The sequence below is a fragment of the Shewanella hanedai genome, from assembly GCF_007197645.1.
Taxonomy (GTDB): Bacteria; Pseudomonadota; Gammaproteobacteria; order Enterobacterales; family Shewanellaceae; genus Shewanella; species Shewanella hanedai.
The window spans coordinates 28,450-42,344 of the sequence record NZ_VKGK01000043.1 but is presented as its reverse complement, the minus strand read 5'-3'; the positions used below and the strand labels follow the sequence as shown (position 1 = coordinate 42,344).

The window sequence follows — 13,895 nt, the reverse complement described above, 5'->3', positions numbered from 1 at the left end:
ATGGCAGAAAGCCTAATTTTAGAGCCTCGACGAACGAGATCATTTCCTAGGACGGTTAAACGAAGACCTCAGAGATACGCCAGGAATAAAAAATGCCAGTAAGCTTAACTTACCGGCATTAGAGCCTTAAGGCTCTTTTTTAGTCTTAAGATTGCTCATAGAATGTTTTATTGAACAAGAGGGGAGTGAGCTCTAAGAAATTGAACTCTATGAACCTTTAAACCAGCTATAGCAGAATTATTGAGGTTGTCTATCAATACTGTATTAAACGCTGTCACGAGCTTACTTGTACTATTGAGTATGTATCAGTGGAGAGCCTTACTGGCCTAAGGGGTGAGAATATGGTGCAGGCACAGAGAGTAGATACTCTTATTACAGTGCACTACTGATTTTTAATTTTTCATATGAATTTTAAGCCACTAATTAAAGTGGCTTATTGCTCTTCATTAAGAAGGATTCAGTGATGGTTCTAAGAATCGAAACTCTTGTTATAGCGACCTACAGATTAGGTGAATTTTAGATATAAAAAAGCCCTGAACAATGTCAGGGCTATCTTATGTGGTGCCGGCACCAAGAGTCGAACTCGGGACCTACTGATTACAAGTCAGTTGCTCTACCAACTGAGCTATGCCGGCTTATCTATTCAAATGGAAAACTCGGGAGTAATCTATTTGATTACCAGTCACAACTCAAACAACTGAGCTATGCCGGCTTATCTTTTTAATCGATTAACTTACTAATCAATCAAATAAATGTTGGTGCCCGAACCCGGAATCGAACCAGGGACACGAGGATTTTCAATCCTCTGCTCTACCGACTGAGCTATTCGGGCAACTAAACTAAGTGTTAGTTAACTACTCTAAACCAGATAACAACTAGGTGGTTAATGACCCGTCTCGTTTGGAGTGCGCGTATAATATAGCGATGACCTGATACGTGCAAGCAGTTTTTTATCAAAGATGTTCAACTTATTAAAAACTGAACGATCAGGCTTTATTTACATCAGATGTGAACCGGAAACGTTGTTTTAATGCACGGTGTACAAGCATTAGTTCTGTTAGGTGTGCTATTGAGCATTCTTTTTAGGCACCTTTATTCCAAATGAAAGGGGTGATTTCTATCTAAATGTGGAAGAAAGATGCCACCCTGAGAAGAGAAGACTATTTTTGTGTTCTAAATGAACAGCAGGTCTTCAGTTTTTGTCAAAAATAGGGTTATGCCAGTAGGGGAGGCATAAAGAGCGGTTGGATTGGAGTTGTCATAAATTATAGATACAAAAAAGCCACTAATTAAAGTGGCTTATTGCTCTTCATTAAGAAGAATATGGTGCCGGCACCAAGAGTCGAACTCGGGACCTACTGATTACAAGTCAGTTGCTCTACCAACTGAGCTATGCCGGCTTATCTATTCAAATGGAAAACTCGGGAGTAATCTATTTGATTACCAGTCACAACTCAAACAACTGAGCTATGCCGGCTTATCTTTTTAATCGATTAACTTACTAATCAATCAAATAAATGTTGGTGCCCGAACCCGGAATCGAACCAGGGACACGAGGATTTTCAATCCTCTGCTCTACCGACTGAGCTATTCGGGCAACTAAACTAAGCGTTAGTTAACTACTCTAAACCAGATAACAACTAGGTGGTTAATGACCCGTCTCGTTTGGAGTGCGCGTATAATATAGCGGTGTGATTCTTCCTGCAACCGCTTTTTTGTCATTCCGCAACTGTTCGGTTAGTTAGTGTTCAAAATGGTGAAAATGCTTCAATTTGCTTTCATCAGGTATAAAAAAACGCCTATTAAAGGCGCTTTTTTATACGAGATCTTTGTTTGCAATCGTTCTGGCTGCTTCTCTATCGTTAATTAAAGAATAGAGTGTATACCCAATTTACTCATCGTCTTTTTGCGGAACATAACCTTCAATTTCTACGTCTTTGCCTTCGAACAAGAAATTAACCATTTGAACTTCCAAAAAGCCTCTGTCCTCGACATTCATCATGTTGAGTTTTTTCTCATTGATAAGCATGGTTTGCTTAGCTTGCCATAAGCTCCAAGCTTCTTTGCTGACGTTATCAAATATACGTTTACCTAGTGGACCTGGGTAGAGTTGGAATCCAAGTCCTTCAGACTCTTTGTTCAGATAGACGCAATTTACAGTGCGAGCCATGATTACTCCTTATTAAATACTGAACCTAAACCTGCCAAGATGCGTTCAGTTGCCGCAGCCAGACCAACTTTAGGTGGATTGGGTAAGTTATACCAGACTGATGGTTTATCTTCCATGATCTGGTTATCGATCCAATGATCGAAATTGATAAGAACAGGCGTTATGTCCAGATGGAAATGGCTGAATGTATGCCTAAATCCGGGCAATAACTCCTCTCGTGAAACTTTGATGCCTTTTACTTGTATATATTCATCAAGCTCTTCGCGGCTTGAAAATTCAGGAAAACACCATAAACCACCCCATATGCCGCTTGGTGGGCGCTTTTCGAGTATGACTTCATCATCTTTTGCGATGACTAACATCCAAGCAGTTCTCTCTGGAGTGACTTTTTTAGGCTTTTTCCCTGGGAATTCTGTTTGGCGCCCCATAAGTTGAGCTTCACAGTCAATGGCTACTGGGCATTGAGGACAGGCTGGTTTTGAGCGAGTACAAATAGTCGCCCCCATATCCATCATTGCTTGATTATATTTTTGCACATCTTGTTTAGGCGTTAATCTGTCGGTTAACTCCCATAGTTGGTTCTCAACGACTTTTTGCCCTGGCCAACCATTAATAGCACCGTGTCTTGCGAGTACACGTTTGACGTTGCCATCGAGTATGGAATGGTGTTGACCTAAAGAGAGAGATAAAATTGCGCCTGCAGTTGAGCGGCCAATACCTGGAAGGGCGAGTACATCATCAAAGTCGGTAGGAAACTCACCTTTAAAGTCATCTCTGATCGTCTGCGCCGATTTGTGCAGGTTTCTGGCTCGTGCGTAATAACCAAGTCCGGTCCAGTAATGCAACACCTCATCTTGTGGCGCATCGGCTAGGGCTTCAATAGAGGGAAACCTTTCCATAAACTTTAGATAGTAAGGAATAACAGTGCTTACTTGAGTCTGTTGCAGCATTATTTCTGAGACCCAGACTTTATAAGGTGTCTTCTTTTCCTGCCAAGGAAGGTGTTTTCGACCGAATTTGTCATACCAGGCAATGATCCTAGATGAAAATAGATCAGGGGTTACTTGGGCTAATTCAGTTACAGGCATAGTAGAGTCGTTAACAGTTCGAAGAGTTTTTGTAGGCGCAGTCTATCCATCATAGGCATTAGAGACAAGTTATGTTTGGTTATCAAAACTGGATGATTCGCACCAGTAGATAAAATTGGTATACTTCCCCCCACTAAATTCCCAAGCTATTTGGGTTCTAGGGCTTGCACAGTTCATTGAACTTTGGATAATGCTCTATTTTTCTATTTACCATGCCAGATTGAGGGCGACAATGAGCGACGTAACAACGGCCGAGTTTAATGAAGAAGGTAAGTACCTTCGCAAAGTGAGAAGCTTTGTATTAAGAGAAGGCCGCTTAACTAAAGGCCAAGCAACTGCTATTGAGCAGCAATGGCCATCAATGGGTCTTGATTACTCTCCAGAGCCATTAGATCTTGTTAAGATTTTTGGACGAGAAGCAGATACTGTTTTAGAGATTGGATTTGGTATGGGCGCATCTTTGGTTGAAATGGCCAAAGCATCACCAGAACTTAACTTTATTGGTATTGAAGTTCATAAGCCTGGCGTTGGTTCATGTTTAAGTGTTGCAGCTGAAGCTGGTGTGACTAATTTACGTGTGTTCCACCACGATGCTATCGAAGTCTTAGAGAACAGTATTGTTGCTGGTTCATTGTCTCGTGTTCAACTATTCTTCCCAGATCCTTGGCATAAAGCGCGTCACCATAAGCGCCGTATCGTTCAACCTGCATTTGTTGAAACCATACGTAACTCTTTAAAGATAGGTGGTGTATTCCACCTAGCTACGGATTGGGAAAACTATAGCGAGCACATGCTTGAAGTGATGACTGCTGCGCCTGGTTACAAGAACCTTTCAGCAACAGGTGATGTTGTTGCACGTCCAGATCATCGTCCATTGACTAAGTTTGAGGCTCGAGGCCACAGATTAGGTCACGGTGTCTGGGACATCATGTTCGAACGTATTGACTAATCAATTCTTTATATAAAATTACTTTAACTTAAGGTGGGCATTATTATGGCAGCACGTAGCCGTCGTTTACGCAAAAAATTACGCGTTGATGAGTTTCAAGAGTTTGGCTTTGACATTAGCTGGACATTTAATGAGTCAGTAACAGAAGAACAGATCGATACTATCGTTGATCAATTTATTGATGACGTTATTGAGCCACGTAATTTAGGTTTCCACGGTGGTGGTCATAAAGAGTGGGAAGGGATTATTGCTACTCAAGAAATTGGTAAATGTTCAGAAGAAGATCGTACAGCAGTGACTGATTTTTGGAAAGGACAAGAAGCTTCTGATCTTGTTGTAAGTGAGTTATACGACATCTGGTGGAGCTAATGCCCGAACAGGCATTGTTAGAGCAAGTGGTCGAGAAAGTTCGACCTTTGCTTGGACAGGGAAAGGTCGCCGATTATATACCGGCACTGGCAAATGTAGATCCCAATAAACTTGGGATTGCTGTGACCACAATCGATGGTACGACAATTGGGGCTGGAGATTATCTCGAGCCCTTTTCTATTCAGAGCATCTCAAAAGTATTTAGCCTTACATTAGCGCTCACTTTATATGAAGAGAGTGAGATCTGGTCTCGGGTGGGAAAGGAACCTTCTGGTCAATCATTTAACTCTTTGGTTCAAGTTGAGTTAGAGAAGGGACTGCCAAGAAACCCTTTCATTAATGCCGGTGCTTTAATTATTGCCGATTTGCTCCAAGCTAGATTAGGCGCACCTAAGCATAGAATGTTAGAGGTTGTTCGTGAGTTAAGCGATAACCCTAGTATTATGTACGATAAAGTTGTTGCATCATCTGAATACGAACACAGTGCCAGAAATGCAGCTATCGCTTATCTAATGAAGTCATTTGGCAATTTTAATAATGACGTCGATACTGTGCTTCAGAGCTACTTTCACTATTGTGCCATGCGCATGAGCTGTGCAGATCTCTCAAAAGCCATGTTATATCTTGCCAATCGAGGCAAGAGTTTAGCTGGTTCTCAGTTGATAACTCCTGTGCAAACACGCCAGATGAATGCACTTTTGGCCACTTCAGGACTCTATGATGGTGCTGGAGAGTTTGCTTATCGTGTTGGTATGCCAGGTAAAAGTGGCGTAGGTGGCGGAATTATAGCGGTTATTCCTGGAGATATGTCAGTCTGTGTCTGGTCACCAGAGCTTGACCTTAATGGTAATTCCCTTGCTGGAACCGCAGCGCTTGAAGAGTTTTGTCAACGATTAGGGCGTTCGATTTTTTAGCTATACCAATCCAATTAAATATCTGCTTTATAAAGTAGTGAATTTGCCAATTGCTGGTTATATTCACTACTTTCTCACTCGTTATGTTAATCCCTTTATAAATTAAGTTACTAATAATCAATGTCTTGCATGTTTGGCATGGCTTGTGCTTTATCTTCTGATATATGAGGTTTTGATAAAATGCGTTTGTGATACATAAGATGATTTATCAAGATAACAATAACCAGATAATTTAAGGATAAATTCAATGAGAAAACTGACGACTTCAATAGGGATCAGCGCTGTAATATTCGCTGCCAGCGCCGTAAGCACGACACAAGCCCATGAGCAGGGTAATTCCTATTCTGATAATAACCAGTGTGAAGCGACACTAAATTATGACATTTCAGTTGAGCCTAAGATGTTGACAGTGACTACTGGCGACACCGAAGTTTATCGAATAGAGGTCGATCAGTTATTTATTGAAGGTGAATCAGTACCACTTAACAAGGCTCAGAAAAAACTGCTAACACAGTATTCGGATGAGTTATCAACTCAAGTTCCAGAGGTGATTGGTCTGGTACATGATGCTGTAGAGATCGCTTCTTCAGCAGCAAGCATGGCATTAACTCCATTACTGGGAGATGCTGCCGGTGCAAAGCTTGATGAGATGATGGATGGCCTTGAAGAGAGAGTTGAGAAGGTGGCCTATCAAAATGGAGACAAATTCTATCTTGGCGCAACTCAATCATCACTTGAAGACACTTTTGGAGAAGAGTTTGAGCAAGAATTAGAGCAGTTAGTTAAAAACTCAATTGGCAGCATGATGATTAATTTAGGTAGCCAGATGTTATCTGGTGATGGTGAATCCTTCGAGCAGAGTATGGAAGCGTTCGCAATGAAAATGGAAAATGTAGGTCAGGATATTGAACTGCAGATGGATAGTCAGGCCAAAGACTTAGAAAGTAGAGCTGATAAAATGTGTGAGCGTTTTATGTACCTAGTTGAATTGGAACAAAAGTTAAGGGTTCAAGTACCAGAACTTGCCCAATATCCTTTAATTGACGCTCCAGAAAGACAGTTACTCGAGTAACCGTTATAGATTTATTTTACTCCTTGGACCCCTGTTGCCCCTTGTTCGCAACCGCCCTGTATTTTACTTGAATACAGGGTTTTTTCGTTTAAAGAGATATTTTGTGTAAACCTGATTGAATACACTAAATAAAATAGCCGTTAGAAAGTACAAATCTTTGGTATACTAATCAAAATAATAAGAACACTGGCGAGATCTTATTGACTCAGTCATGTGTCTGACTCTACTTCAGCGTGCTTCATTAATCTAATTAGCAGTATTAAAAGTGTTGTTTTTACGCTTTTTTGTTCTGCTTTATATGTCTATTGAATGCATTAAATAGTGTCGTAAACACCTTAAGGCGATTTACATGTTAGAACTATTGGAACCAATCGCAATTTTCACTCATGTTGCTCGTGCTGGCAGTTTTAGTGCCGCAGCAAGGAAGTTGGGAATTTCTAAGTCTAAAGTGAGTACTCAAGTTGCAGATCTCGAGCATAAGCTCGGTGTTCAGCTTATTCAACGTACAACTCGAAGTTTAAGTCTAACTGAGGCTGGTCAGCTACTTTACACCCAAGGTGAAGAGTTGCTCAGAGATGCAGAGCAAGCCGTTGCTAGCGTGCATAACCTTAACGATGCGACTCGTGGAGTATTAAAGGTTGGGATTTCCCAGTCATTTGGCACCATGCACATCATTCCAGCTTTACCTGAGTTTATGGCGACTCATCCAGAATTAGAGCTACAGGTGAGCTTATTAGACCATAAAGTCGATGTTGTGAGTGAAGGCTTAGATTTACTATTAACCATGTCTGAACAGTTACCGCTAGGTATGGTTGCTCGTCCATTAATGAAGTGTCAATTTCTGCTTGTAGCTTCACCAGAATATGTAGCAAAGCACGGTCAGCCTGATCGCCCTGAGCAGTTAGTTGATCATAACTGTTTGGTGTACCAAGGTGAGTGGCATGAACATAGTGTTTGGCAGTTTAAGAAGGGCGATGATTACTGTGAAATAGGGGTTTCTGGTAATTTTAGAGTCGATAATGCCCCAGCATTGAAATCAGCAGCCGTCAGTGGTCTTGGTGTAGTTTATTTGGCTAGCTATCTACTTGAAGGCGAGATAGCAAAAGGTACCTTGGTCCCGCTATTGGAAGATTGGCAGTTAACTCACCACCTTCCACTTCAAGCTGTATACCCAAGAAGAAAGCATTTGGCACCTAAGGTAAGTGCCTTTATCGATTTTATTAAGGGACATATTGGTGCACCGCCATATTGGGACGCGCCATGTGCAGAGCTTTACGCTAAACGTAAATAACGCTTATATTCACCTAACATAATTAAGTTTCCAGAGCCCGAAGTTCATCACTTCGGGCTTTTTTGTTTCCTTAATTCTAACTCAGGATAACGCGCGTCAGGCTAAAGGTAAGCTGATTACAACAATCAGTTAGCTCACGTGTCACTTACCACTCTACTGCACTTATCCGGGATAAATTCCCTGCATTTGATTAGACACTGAGTGTGTACTCTATGGTGAATAACATATGCTTAAAGAGCATATGTTTGGTGGCTTTGAAGGAAACATTGTTCTCTAATGTGGACTGTGGTGGGGTGGCTTTTTGCTTTTATTTATATTTTCTTGTAATTCAGTTTCTTACGGTTGTTTTTTTTGGCTGTAATAATATGTAACTATTAGAGGCTTACAATGATATTTGTGAATAGGGGTTGTGCTTTGTTCTCAAATAAATACAATTAAACTATTGATTCAGGATGATCTGACCCCTATACATTAACTAAGAATGACCCCTCTTATTTAATGTATACAGATCGGCTTAAATAGCAGTCTTGTATTGATGCTGACTGAGTTTGTAGAACTAAAACAATTGTCAGCCTTTAAAACCATCATCCTAGTTTGGTTTGCCCCAGTATTTTATACTGGGGTGATTTTTCTAGAACTAGCTAGAGTCTTCTGTACCCTACAGTTGGTATTATTACTAGTATAAGTAGAATCCCAATACGTACTGAAGACATTAAAAAAGCCACATTGATGTGGCTTTTTTAATGTCTTTTTAAGAACTGGCTGACATTAATTGCCAGCCAAGTTTGTTTAACTACTTCTTATACCGTCCACCCATTCATCTACCTGAGTTTCAAGTACGTCTAATGGTAGAGGACCGTTTTCTAGTATCAGAGTGTGGAACTCTCTGATGTCAAACTTACTGCCTAGCGCATCTTTGGCCTTTTCTCTAAGCTCAAGAATTTTAAGCATTCCGATTTTGTAAGCTGTGGCTTGTGATGGCATCACAATGTGTCTTTCTACCATTTTAACTGCATCAGACTTGGCGTTTGGTGTATTTTCAACATAATAGTTAATCGACTCTTCGCGAGTCCATTTTTTAGCATGGATCCCAGTATCGACAACTAAACGGCAAGAACGCCACAGTTCCATAGCCAAGCGCCCGAAATCTGAATATGGATCTGAGTAGAGACCCATCTCTTTCGGGAAAAATTCACTGTAGAGTCCCCAGCCTTCAATATAAGCGGTATATCCACCAAATTTACGGAATTTAGGTATGCCTTCAAGCTCTTGTGCTATGGCTATCTGCATATGATGCCCTGGTGTACCTTCATGGTACGCGAGCGCTTCCATCTGATACTTAGGCATGGCATCCATGTCGTATAGATTGGCGTAGTAAGTTCCTGGGCGACTGCCATCGGGTGTTGGTTGATTGTAAAAGGCTTTACCCGCTGACTTCTCCCTAAATGCTTCAACACGTTTAACAATCATTGGGGCTTTAGGTTTTACATTAAACACTTTATCAAGTCGCGATGACATGGTATCGATAAGCGCGGTAGCATCATTAAGGTATGCATCACGACCCTCATCGGTTGCAGGGTAATAGAATTGCTTATCTTCACGCATAAACTTCAAGAAAGCTGGAAGATCTCCCTTAAAGCCTACTTTGTTCATGATCCCGCGCATCTCTTGATGAATACGGGCAACTTCAGCTAAACCAAGTTCATGGATCTGCTCTGCAGTCATATTTGTTGTTGTGGTCGTAGCAAGTTTTCTATTATAAAACTGCTCACCCTGAGGCAGTTTCCACACTCCATCACGGGTATCCGCTTTAGTCTCAAGCTGAGTGATAAAGGCAATTAGCTTATTGTAAGCTGGCTGTACCTGAGTGATTAAGGCCTGTTTAGCATCAGTTAAAAGTGCTTCCTTTTTGCTGTCACTGACGGCTAATGAATTTACCTTGCCTTTGATATCTGCCCATAAGGCGCTGTCTGCACCTGAGTCAAAAGGGGCACCGCTTATGATATTTTTACTATCAGAAAGGACATGGGGAAAGACAAATTTTGGCGCTATGATCCCTTTCTGCGCTCGAATGTCTAAGTCTGCTTCAAGTTGCTCAAGATATTTCGGTATCCCATTTAAGCGACTGATGTAGGCATTTGCATCTTCAACACTGCCGACTTGATGTTGGTTAATTAGAAATGAGGCTAGCATAGAGTGCCCACCGTACATTTGATTAACTGGGTAGGTATAATGTCGCCATTGGTTGTCTTTGATGTTGTTTTCGAGTTTCTGTTTTAGCAAGCTGTAACTTAGGTGGGTTTGGCTATCAAGTTTACTTTCATCTATCAACATTAGCTGCTCTAAATGACGCTGAGTGCGGGCCAAATCTTCTGCATCAGCAGCTTCGCCACGTTCATCCCATTTCCCGTAATCTTTCTTTATCCCAAGCTCGGTTTGAGAAGTTGGACTTGCCATCACATTTTCCATAAACAGGGTCTCAAAAAGGGTATTGGCTCTTTCTGATTCACTTATGGCTGCTTGGACGGTTGCTGGAGTTTGACTTACCGAAGGAGAGGAGGTTGATGAGGCGCCACATCCCCCTATCAAAGTTGTTAACGCTAAGGCTATTAGGCTCGTTTTTGTTTTTATAGGCATGATTAATTAGTCTTATTTTTTTAGAATTAATGGAACGCAAGTGCTAATCCTAAAGAAGCTAATCGTTAATGTTTTGATCTTAGTGTTAGTAAATGTTTCAAGAGGCTAAATTGTGGAGTTTAGCCTCTTGAAAGAGAGGTATGACTTTAGGTTTATTAGGCTTAACAGAATTGAGAGAGAAGTTCGTTAACAAATAATTTCCCTTTGGGTGTAAGTTCCCAATGATCAACACTCTCAGTGAGCAGTAACTTCTCTTTAGCACTGTTAATTCCGGTAATTAACACATCCCTTGATAGTCCTGTTCTCTGTTCAAACTCAGTCTTGGGGATCGGTGACATTAATCTGAAACGATTCATTAAGTATTCAAGAGCGCGATCTTCCATAATGACTTCAGTTGTCTCGAAGTTATAGTCTTCGGCTGCAAGATAGCCCTTAGGGTGTTTAATTTTTACCGTTCTCAGTATCTTATTTTCACCGAGTAAAGTGACTTTACCGTGTGCACCACAGCCTATGCCTAAGTAGTCACCGAACTGCCAGTAATTAATATTGTGTTGGCACTGAAATCCAGGTTTAGCGTAGGCGGATATCTCGTATTGCTCGTAACCTAAGGCTGCAAGTTTTTTCTGGCCTTGTTCATAGATTTCCCAAAGCGCTTCATCATCAGGTAGCTGAGGTGGTCTTGAGTGAAACAGCGTGTTCTGCTCTATGGTTAGCTGATACCAAGAAAGGTGGGGAGGAGACAGGGCTGCTGCTGTATCAATGTCGGCCATCGCTTCAGCAAAACTTTGATTGGGTAATCCATGCATCAGATCTAAGTTAAAACTCTGATAACCTGCGTTGAGGGCTTTTTGTGCAGCGACTTTTGCTTCATCTTCATCGTGGATCCGGCCAAGTAGATTAAGCTTGTCACTGGAAAAACTCTGCACGCCGATTGATAAACGTGTGATACCTGCGTGGCAGTAAGCTTCAAAATCATCATGCTCTAACGTGCCAGGGTTGGCTTCCATGGTTATCTCAATATTCTCCTTAAACGGGATAACTTGAGATACATGGTTCAACAACCTTTTTATCTGTGCAGCATCAAATAGCGATGGCGTACCACCACCGATAAATATCGAATGTAGCTTACGGCCTTGAACATACTTTAAGTCATGATTTAAATCAGCGATGAGTGCATCAACATATTCCTGCTGTGGCAACTCTCCATTCTGACCATGAGAATTAAAGTCGCAATAGGGACATTTTTGTACGCACCACGGAATATGAACATATAAACTCAGGGGAGGTAAGGTTAGCATTAAACTAATAAGCCCTTTTTCTGCATTGCGGCAATTAAGAGTTCCATTGCTTTGCCTCTATGGCTTAAGCGGTTTTTCTCCTCACTGTTAAGTTCAGCCGCTGAGCAGCTGTGTTCACTTGGAATAAAAACAGGGTCATAACCGTGGCCATTATCGCCTTTAGCTTCAAAACCTATATGACCTTCCCAAGATGCTTGAGCAATAATTGGGGTTGGATCTTTTGCGTGACGCATGTAAACCAGAATGCACTGGAAGCGTGCGCTTCGGCCATCTTGGTTATCTTTTAGCGCATCGAGTAACTTAATGTAGTTATTGGTCTCGCCTGCATTTTCACCCGCGTAGCGAGCAGAATAGATCCCAGGGGCTCCGTCTAACAGATCAACCTCTAAGCCTGAGTCATCTGCAATCGCTGCCATGCCAGTGACTTCAGCGGCGTGACGAGCCTTGATGATGGCATTCTCAACAAAGGTAGTACCTGTTTCTGGTACTTCGACGACATTAAATTGGCTTTGAGGAAAAACTTCGACTCCATATTGAGAGAAGATCTCTGAAAACTCTTTTAATTTGCCTTTATTACCACTGGCGAGTACGAACTTATCCATGAGCTACCTTGAACTAAAATGGGAATTATTTGGGCGCAATGATAACGAAGGAAGCGAGGAAACGATAGCGGAGATTGAGGAGAATTGAAGGAGTTTAACGAGCGCTGACATGTTTGAAAATACAGCGCTGGTTTAAATCATTACTCTACGTAAAACTTCTGTTTAAATTTCAGTTGAGTATTGAGTTTATTGCCGTACTTAATGGCAATGCGGAAATTAATTTCTTGATCATCGCGATAGGGCACTTCTGCAATATAATAAATAGCATTACCTTCACGGATCTCTCTAAACTTAAGTTCAAGCCGCGCATCCAATAAGTTATTAGCGACTCCTGAAATTTCGACAGCTACTGCAGGGCTGCCTTCTTGGCTAGTATCGAGTACTGATATATTGACTAATCCGGTATAACTACTGCGCTTAATACCATAGGATTTGGCAATGCTAGGAGTGAGAAAAGTACTGCTTAATGCAACATAATGGATATCAAAATTGCCAATTTTCTCTTTTTGCTCTGCTGACGCATTGCCTACAAAGGCAAGGCTTAGGATTAGTGCTGATAATATGGCTTTTAACATGGTTAGCCTCCTGTTGATCATTTTATGAGTATATACCGATACGTCTCTAAAGTACGATTATGTGGTTAGTGCGTTAGAGCAGTGAAATTATATTTTCAGGTATGATTCTGGGGGAGATAATCTTAACTTGTTTGTGTCTTCCCTGTTCACCCTTAAGGATTTTTATATCTCCTTTAGGGACTTTAAATACCTTGGAGAGGAACTTAGTTAGATGTGCGTTGGCTTTGCCATCAATTGGCGGAGCTGTAATTGCAATTTTTAGCTCCTCACCATGAACACCCACTATCTGATCTCGGCTGGCTTTTGGCTGTATATAAAGGTTAAGCAGCAGATCACTCTGCAGCTTAATAACTGGTGCCATTAAACATTGGCCCAGAAAGGTACGTATTGAGCCAATAGAATGTTGAGGAAGTTAAGTAAGATCATCATCACGAGTAGAGAAAGATCTAATCCTCCCATAGAAGGCAGCATACGACGGATAGGGGAAAGCAGTGGCTCTGTTAGCTGGCCCATAACCATTTCGATAGGATTGTTCCCTTGGCTTACCCAGCTAAGAACCGCTCTGATGATAAGCATCCAAAATAGTAAAACGCCTGCTTGCTTGAATACAGAAACGACAGAGATAAGCAGTATGGTTAGGATATCGATTGCCGCACCTGCAATTAGGCTTAACACTACAAATTTTGCAGTGACAACCAACAGAGCTAATACTACGGATGCAGTATCGAAAGCGCCTACAGAAGGAAGCACTCTGCGCATAGGAGCTACTATTGGATGAGTCGCTTTGACGATAAACTGGCTAAATGGATTGTAGAAATCTGCTTTAGCAAGTTGAAGCCATATGCGAAGAATAACCACCATAAGGTATAGGTCGAAAAAGGTACTGACTAAAAAACTTAATGCATTCATCTGAACTCTCTATGTTGTTAT

General features: G+C 41.4%; 13 protein-coding genes and 4 tRNA genes. 5 read left to right on the top strand and 12 right to left on the bottom strand.

The window, feature by feature from the left end; translation table 11 throughout:
* Window positions 1-559: 559 nt before the first annotated feature.
* From FN961_RS23120 to mutY, 6 genes are all read right to left on the bottom strand, one after another.
* Window positions 560-635: transfer RNA gene (locus tag FN961_RS23120), tRNA-Thr, on the bottom strand.
* A gap of 121 nt (window positions 636-756) precedes the next feature.
* A tRNA-Phe gene (locus FN961_RS23115) sits at window positions 757-832 on the bottom strand.
* A 492-nt stretch (window positions 833-1,324) separates the two neighbouring features.
* Window positions 1,325-1,400, bottom strand: a tRNA-Thr gene (locus tag FN961_RS23110).
* A gap of 121 nt (window positions 1,401-1,521) precedes the next feature.
* Window positions 1,522-1,597: transfer RNA gene (locus FN961_RS23105), tRNA-Phe, on the bottom strand.
* Between the two features lie 294 nt (window positions 1,598-1,891).
* Window positions 1,892-2,170 (bottom strand): oxidative damage protection protein, encoded by a 279-nt coding sequence (locus FN961_RS23100; RefSeq protein ID WP_144042514.1) that lies wholly within the window; start codon window positions 2,168-2,170, stop codon window positions 1,892-1,894.
* Window positions 2,171-2,172: 2 nt separating this feature from the next.
* Window positions 2,173-3,258, bottom strand: coding sequence for an A/G-specific adenine glycosylase (mutY, locus tag FN961_RS23095; protein WP_144042513.1), 1,086 nt, complete (start codon window positions 3,256-3,258; stop codon window positions 2,173-2,175).
* 232 nt (window positions 3,259-3,490) lie between these two features.
* On the opposite strand from mutY, the gene trmB reads away from it, so the two are divergent.
* From trmB to FN961_RS23070, 5 genes are all read left to right on the top strand, one after another.
* Complete coding sequence (gene trmB, locus FN961_RS23090) at window positions 3,491-4,207, top strand: tRNA (guanosine(46)-N7)-methyltransferase TrmB (protein WP_144042512.1); 717 nt, start codon at window positions 3,491-3,493, stop codon at window positions 4,205-4,207.
* A 45-nt stretch (window positions 4,208-4,252) separates the two neighbouring features.
* Entirely contained in the window at window positions 4,253-4,576 is a 324-nt protein-coding gene (locus FN961_RS23085) for a 50S ribosome-binding protein YggL (protein ID WP_144042511.1), read from the top strand.
* Window positions 4,576-5,490: a glutaminase B gene (gene glsB / locus FN961_RS23080; protein ID WP_144042510.1), complete on the top strand. Its 915-nt coding sequence runs from the start codon at window positions 4,576-4,578 to the stop codon at window positions 5,488-5,490. Before FN961_RS23085 ends, glsB begins: the two co-directional genes overlap by 1 nt.
* A 247-nt stretch (window positions 5,491-5,737) precedes the next feature.
* Complete coding sequence (locus FN961_RS23075; RefSeq protein WP_144042509.1) at window positions 5,738-6,562, top strand: YggN family protein; 825 nt, start codon at window positions 5,738-5,740, stop codon at window positions 6,560-6,562.
* Between the two features lie 349 nt (window positions 6,563-6,911).
* The gene (locus FN961_RS23070; protein WP_144042508.1) at window positions 6,912-7,853 is read left to right on the top strand and encodes a LysR family transcriptional regulator; all 942 of its coding nucleotides are present in this window, start codon (window positions 6,912-6,914) and stop codon (window positions 7,851-7,853) included.
* 789 nt (window positions 7,854-8,642) lie between these two features.
* Here FN961_RS23070 and FN961_RS23065 read toward each other — a convergent pair.
* The 6 genes from FN961_RS23065 to FN961_RS23040 all read right to left on the bottom strand — a co-directional run bounded on the left by FN961_RS23065 (window position 8,643) and on the right by FN961_RS23040 (window position 13,874).
* Window positions 8,643-10,490 (bottom strand): DUF885 domain-containing protein, encoded by a 1,848-nt coding sequence (locus tag FN961_RS23065; protein ID WP_144042507.1) that lies wholly within the window; start codon window positions 10,488-10,490, stop codon window positions 8,643-8,645.
* Between the two features lie 161 nt (window positions 10,491-10,651).
* On the bottom strand, window positions 10,652-11,788 hold the full coding sequence (gene hemW, locus FN961_RS23060; RefSeq protein ID WP_144042506.1) for a radical SAM family heme chaperone HemW: 1,137 nt from the start codon (window positions 11,786-11,788) through the stop codon (window positions 10,652-10,654).
* Entirely contained in the window at window positions 11,788-12,390 is a 603-nt protein-coding gene (gene rdgB / locus FN961_RS23055; protein ID WP_144042505.1) for an RdgB/HAM1 family non-canonical purine NTP pyrophosphatase, read from the bottom strand. Before rdgB ends, hemW begins: the two co-directional genes overlap by 1 nt.
* Before the next feature lie 140 nt (window positions 12,391-12,530).
* On the bottom strand, window positions 12,531-12,965 hold the full coding sequence (locus FN961_RS23050; protein WP_144042504.1) for a DUF4426 domain-containing protein: 435 nt from the start codon (window positions 12,963-12,965) through the stop codon (window positions 12,531-12,533).
* A gap of 73 nt (window positions 12,966-13,038) precedes the next feature.
* Window positions 13,039-13,326: a DUF167 family protein YggU gene (gene yggU, locus FN961_RS23045; protein ID WP_144042503.1), complete on the bottom strand. Its 288-nt coding sequence runs from the start codon at window positions 13,324-13,326 to the stop codon at window positions 13,039-13,041.
* Window positions 13,326-13,874 carry a YggT family protein gene (locus FN961_RS23040; RefSeq protein ID WP_144042502.1) on the bottom strand — a complete coding sequence of 183 codons (549 nt, stop codon included), beginning with the start codon at window positions 13,872-13,874 and terminating at the stop codon, window positions 13,326-13,328. The genes yggU and FN961_RS23040 overlap by 1 nt, the downstream gene beginning before the upstream one ends.
* Window positions 13,875-13,895 lie beyond the last annotated feature (21 nt).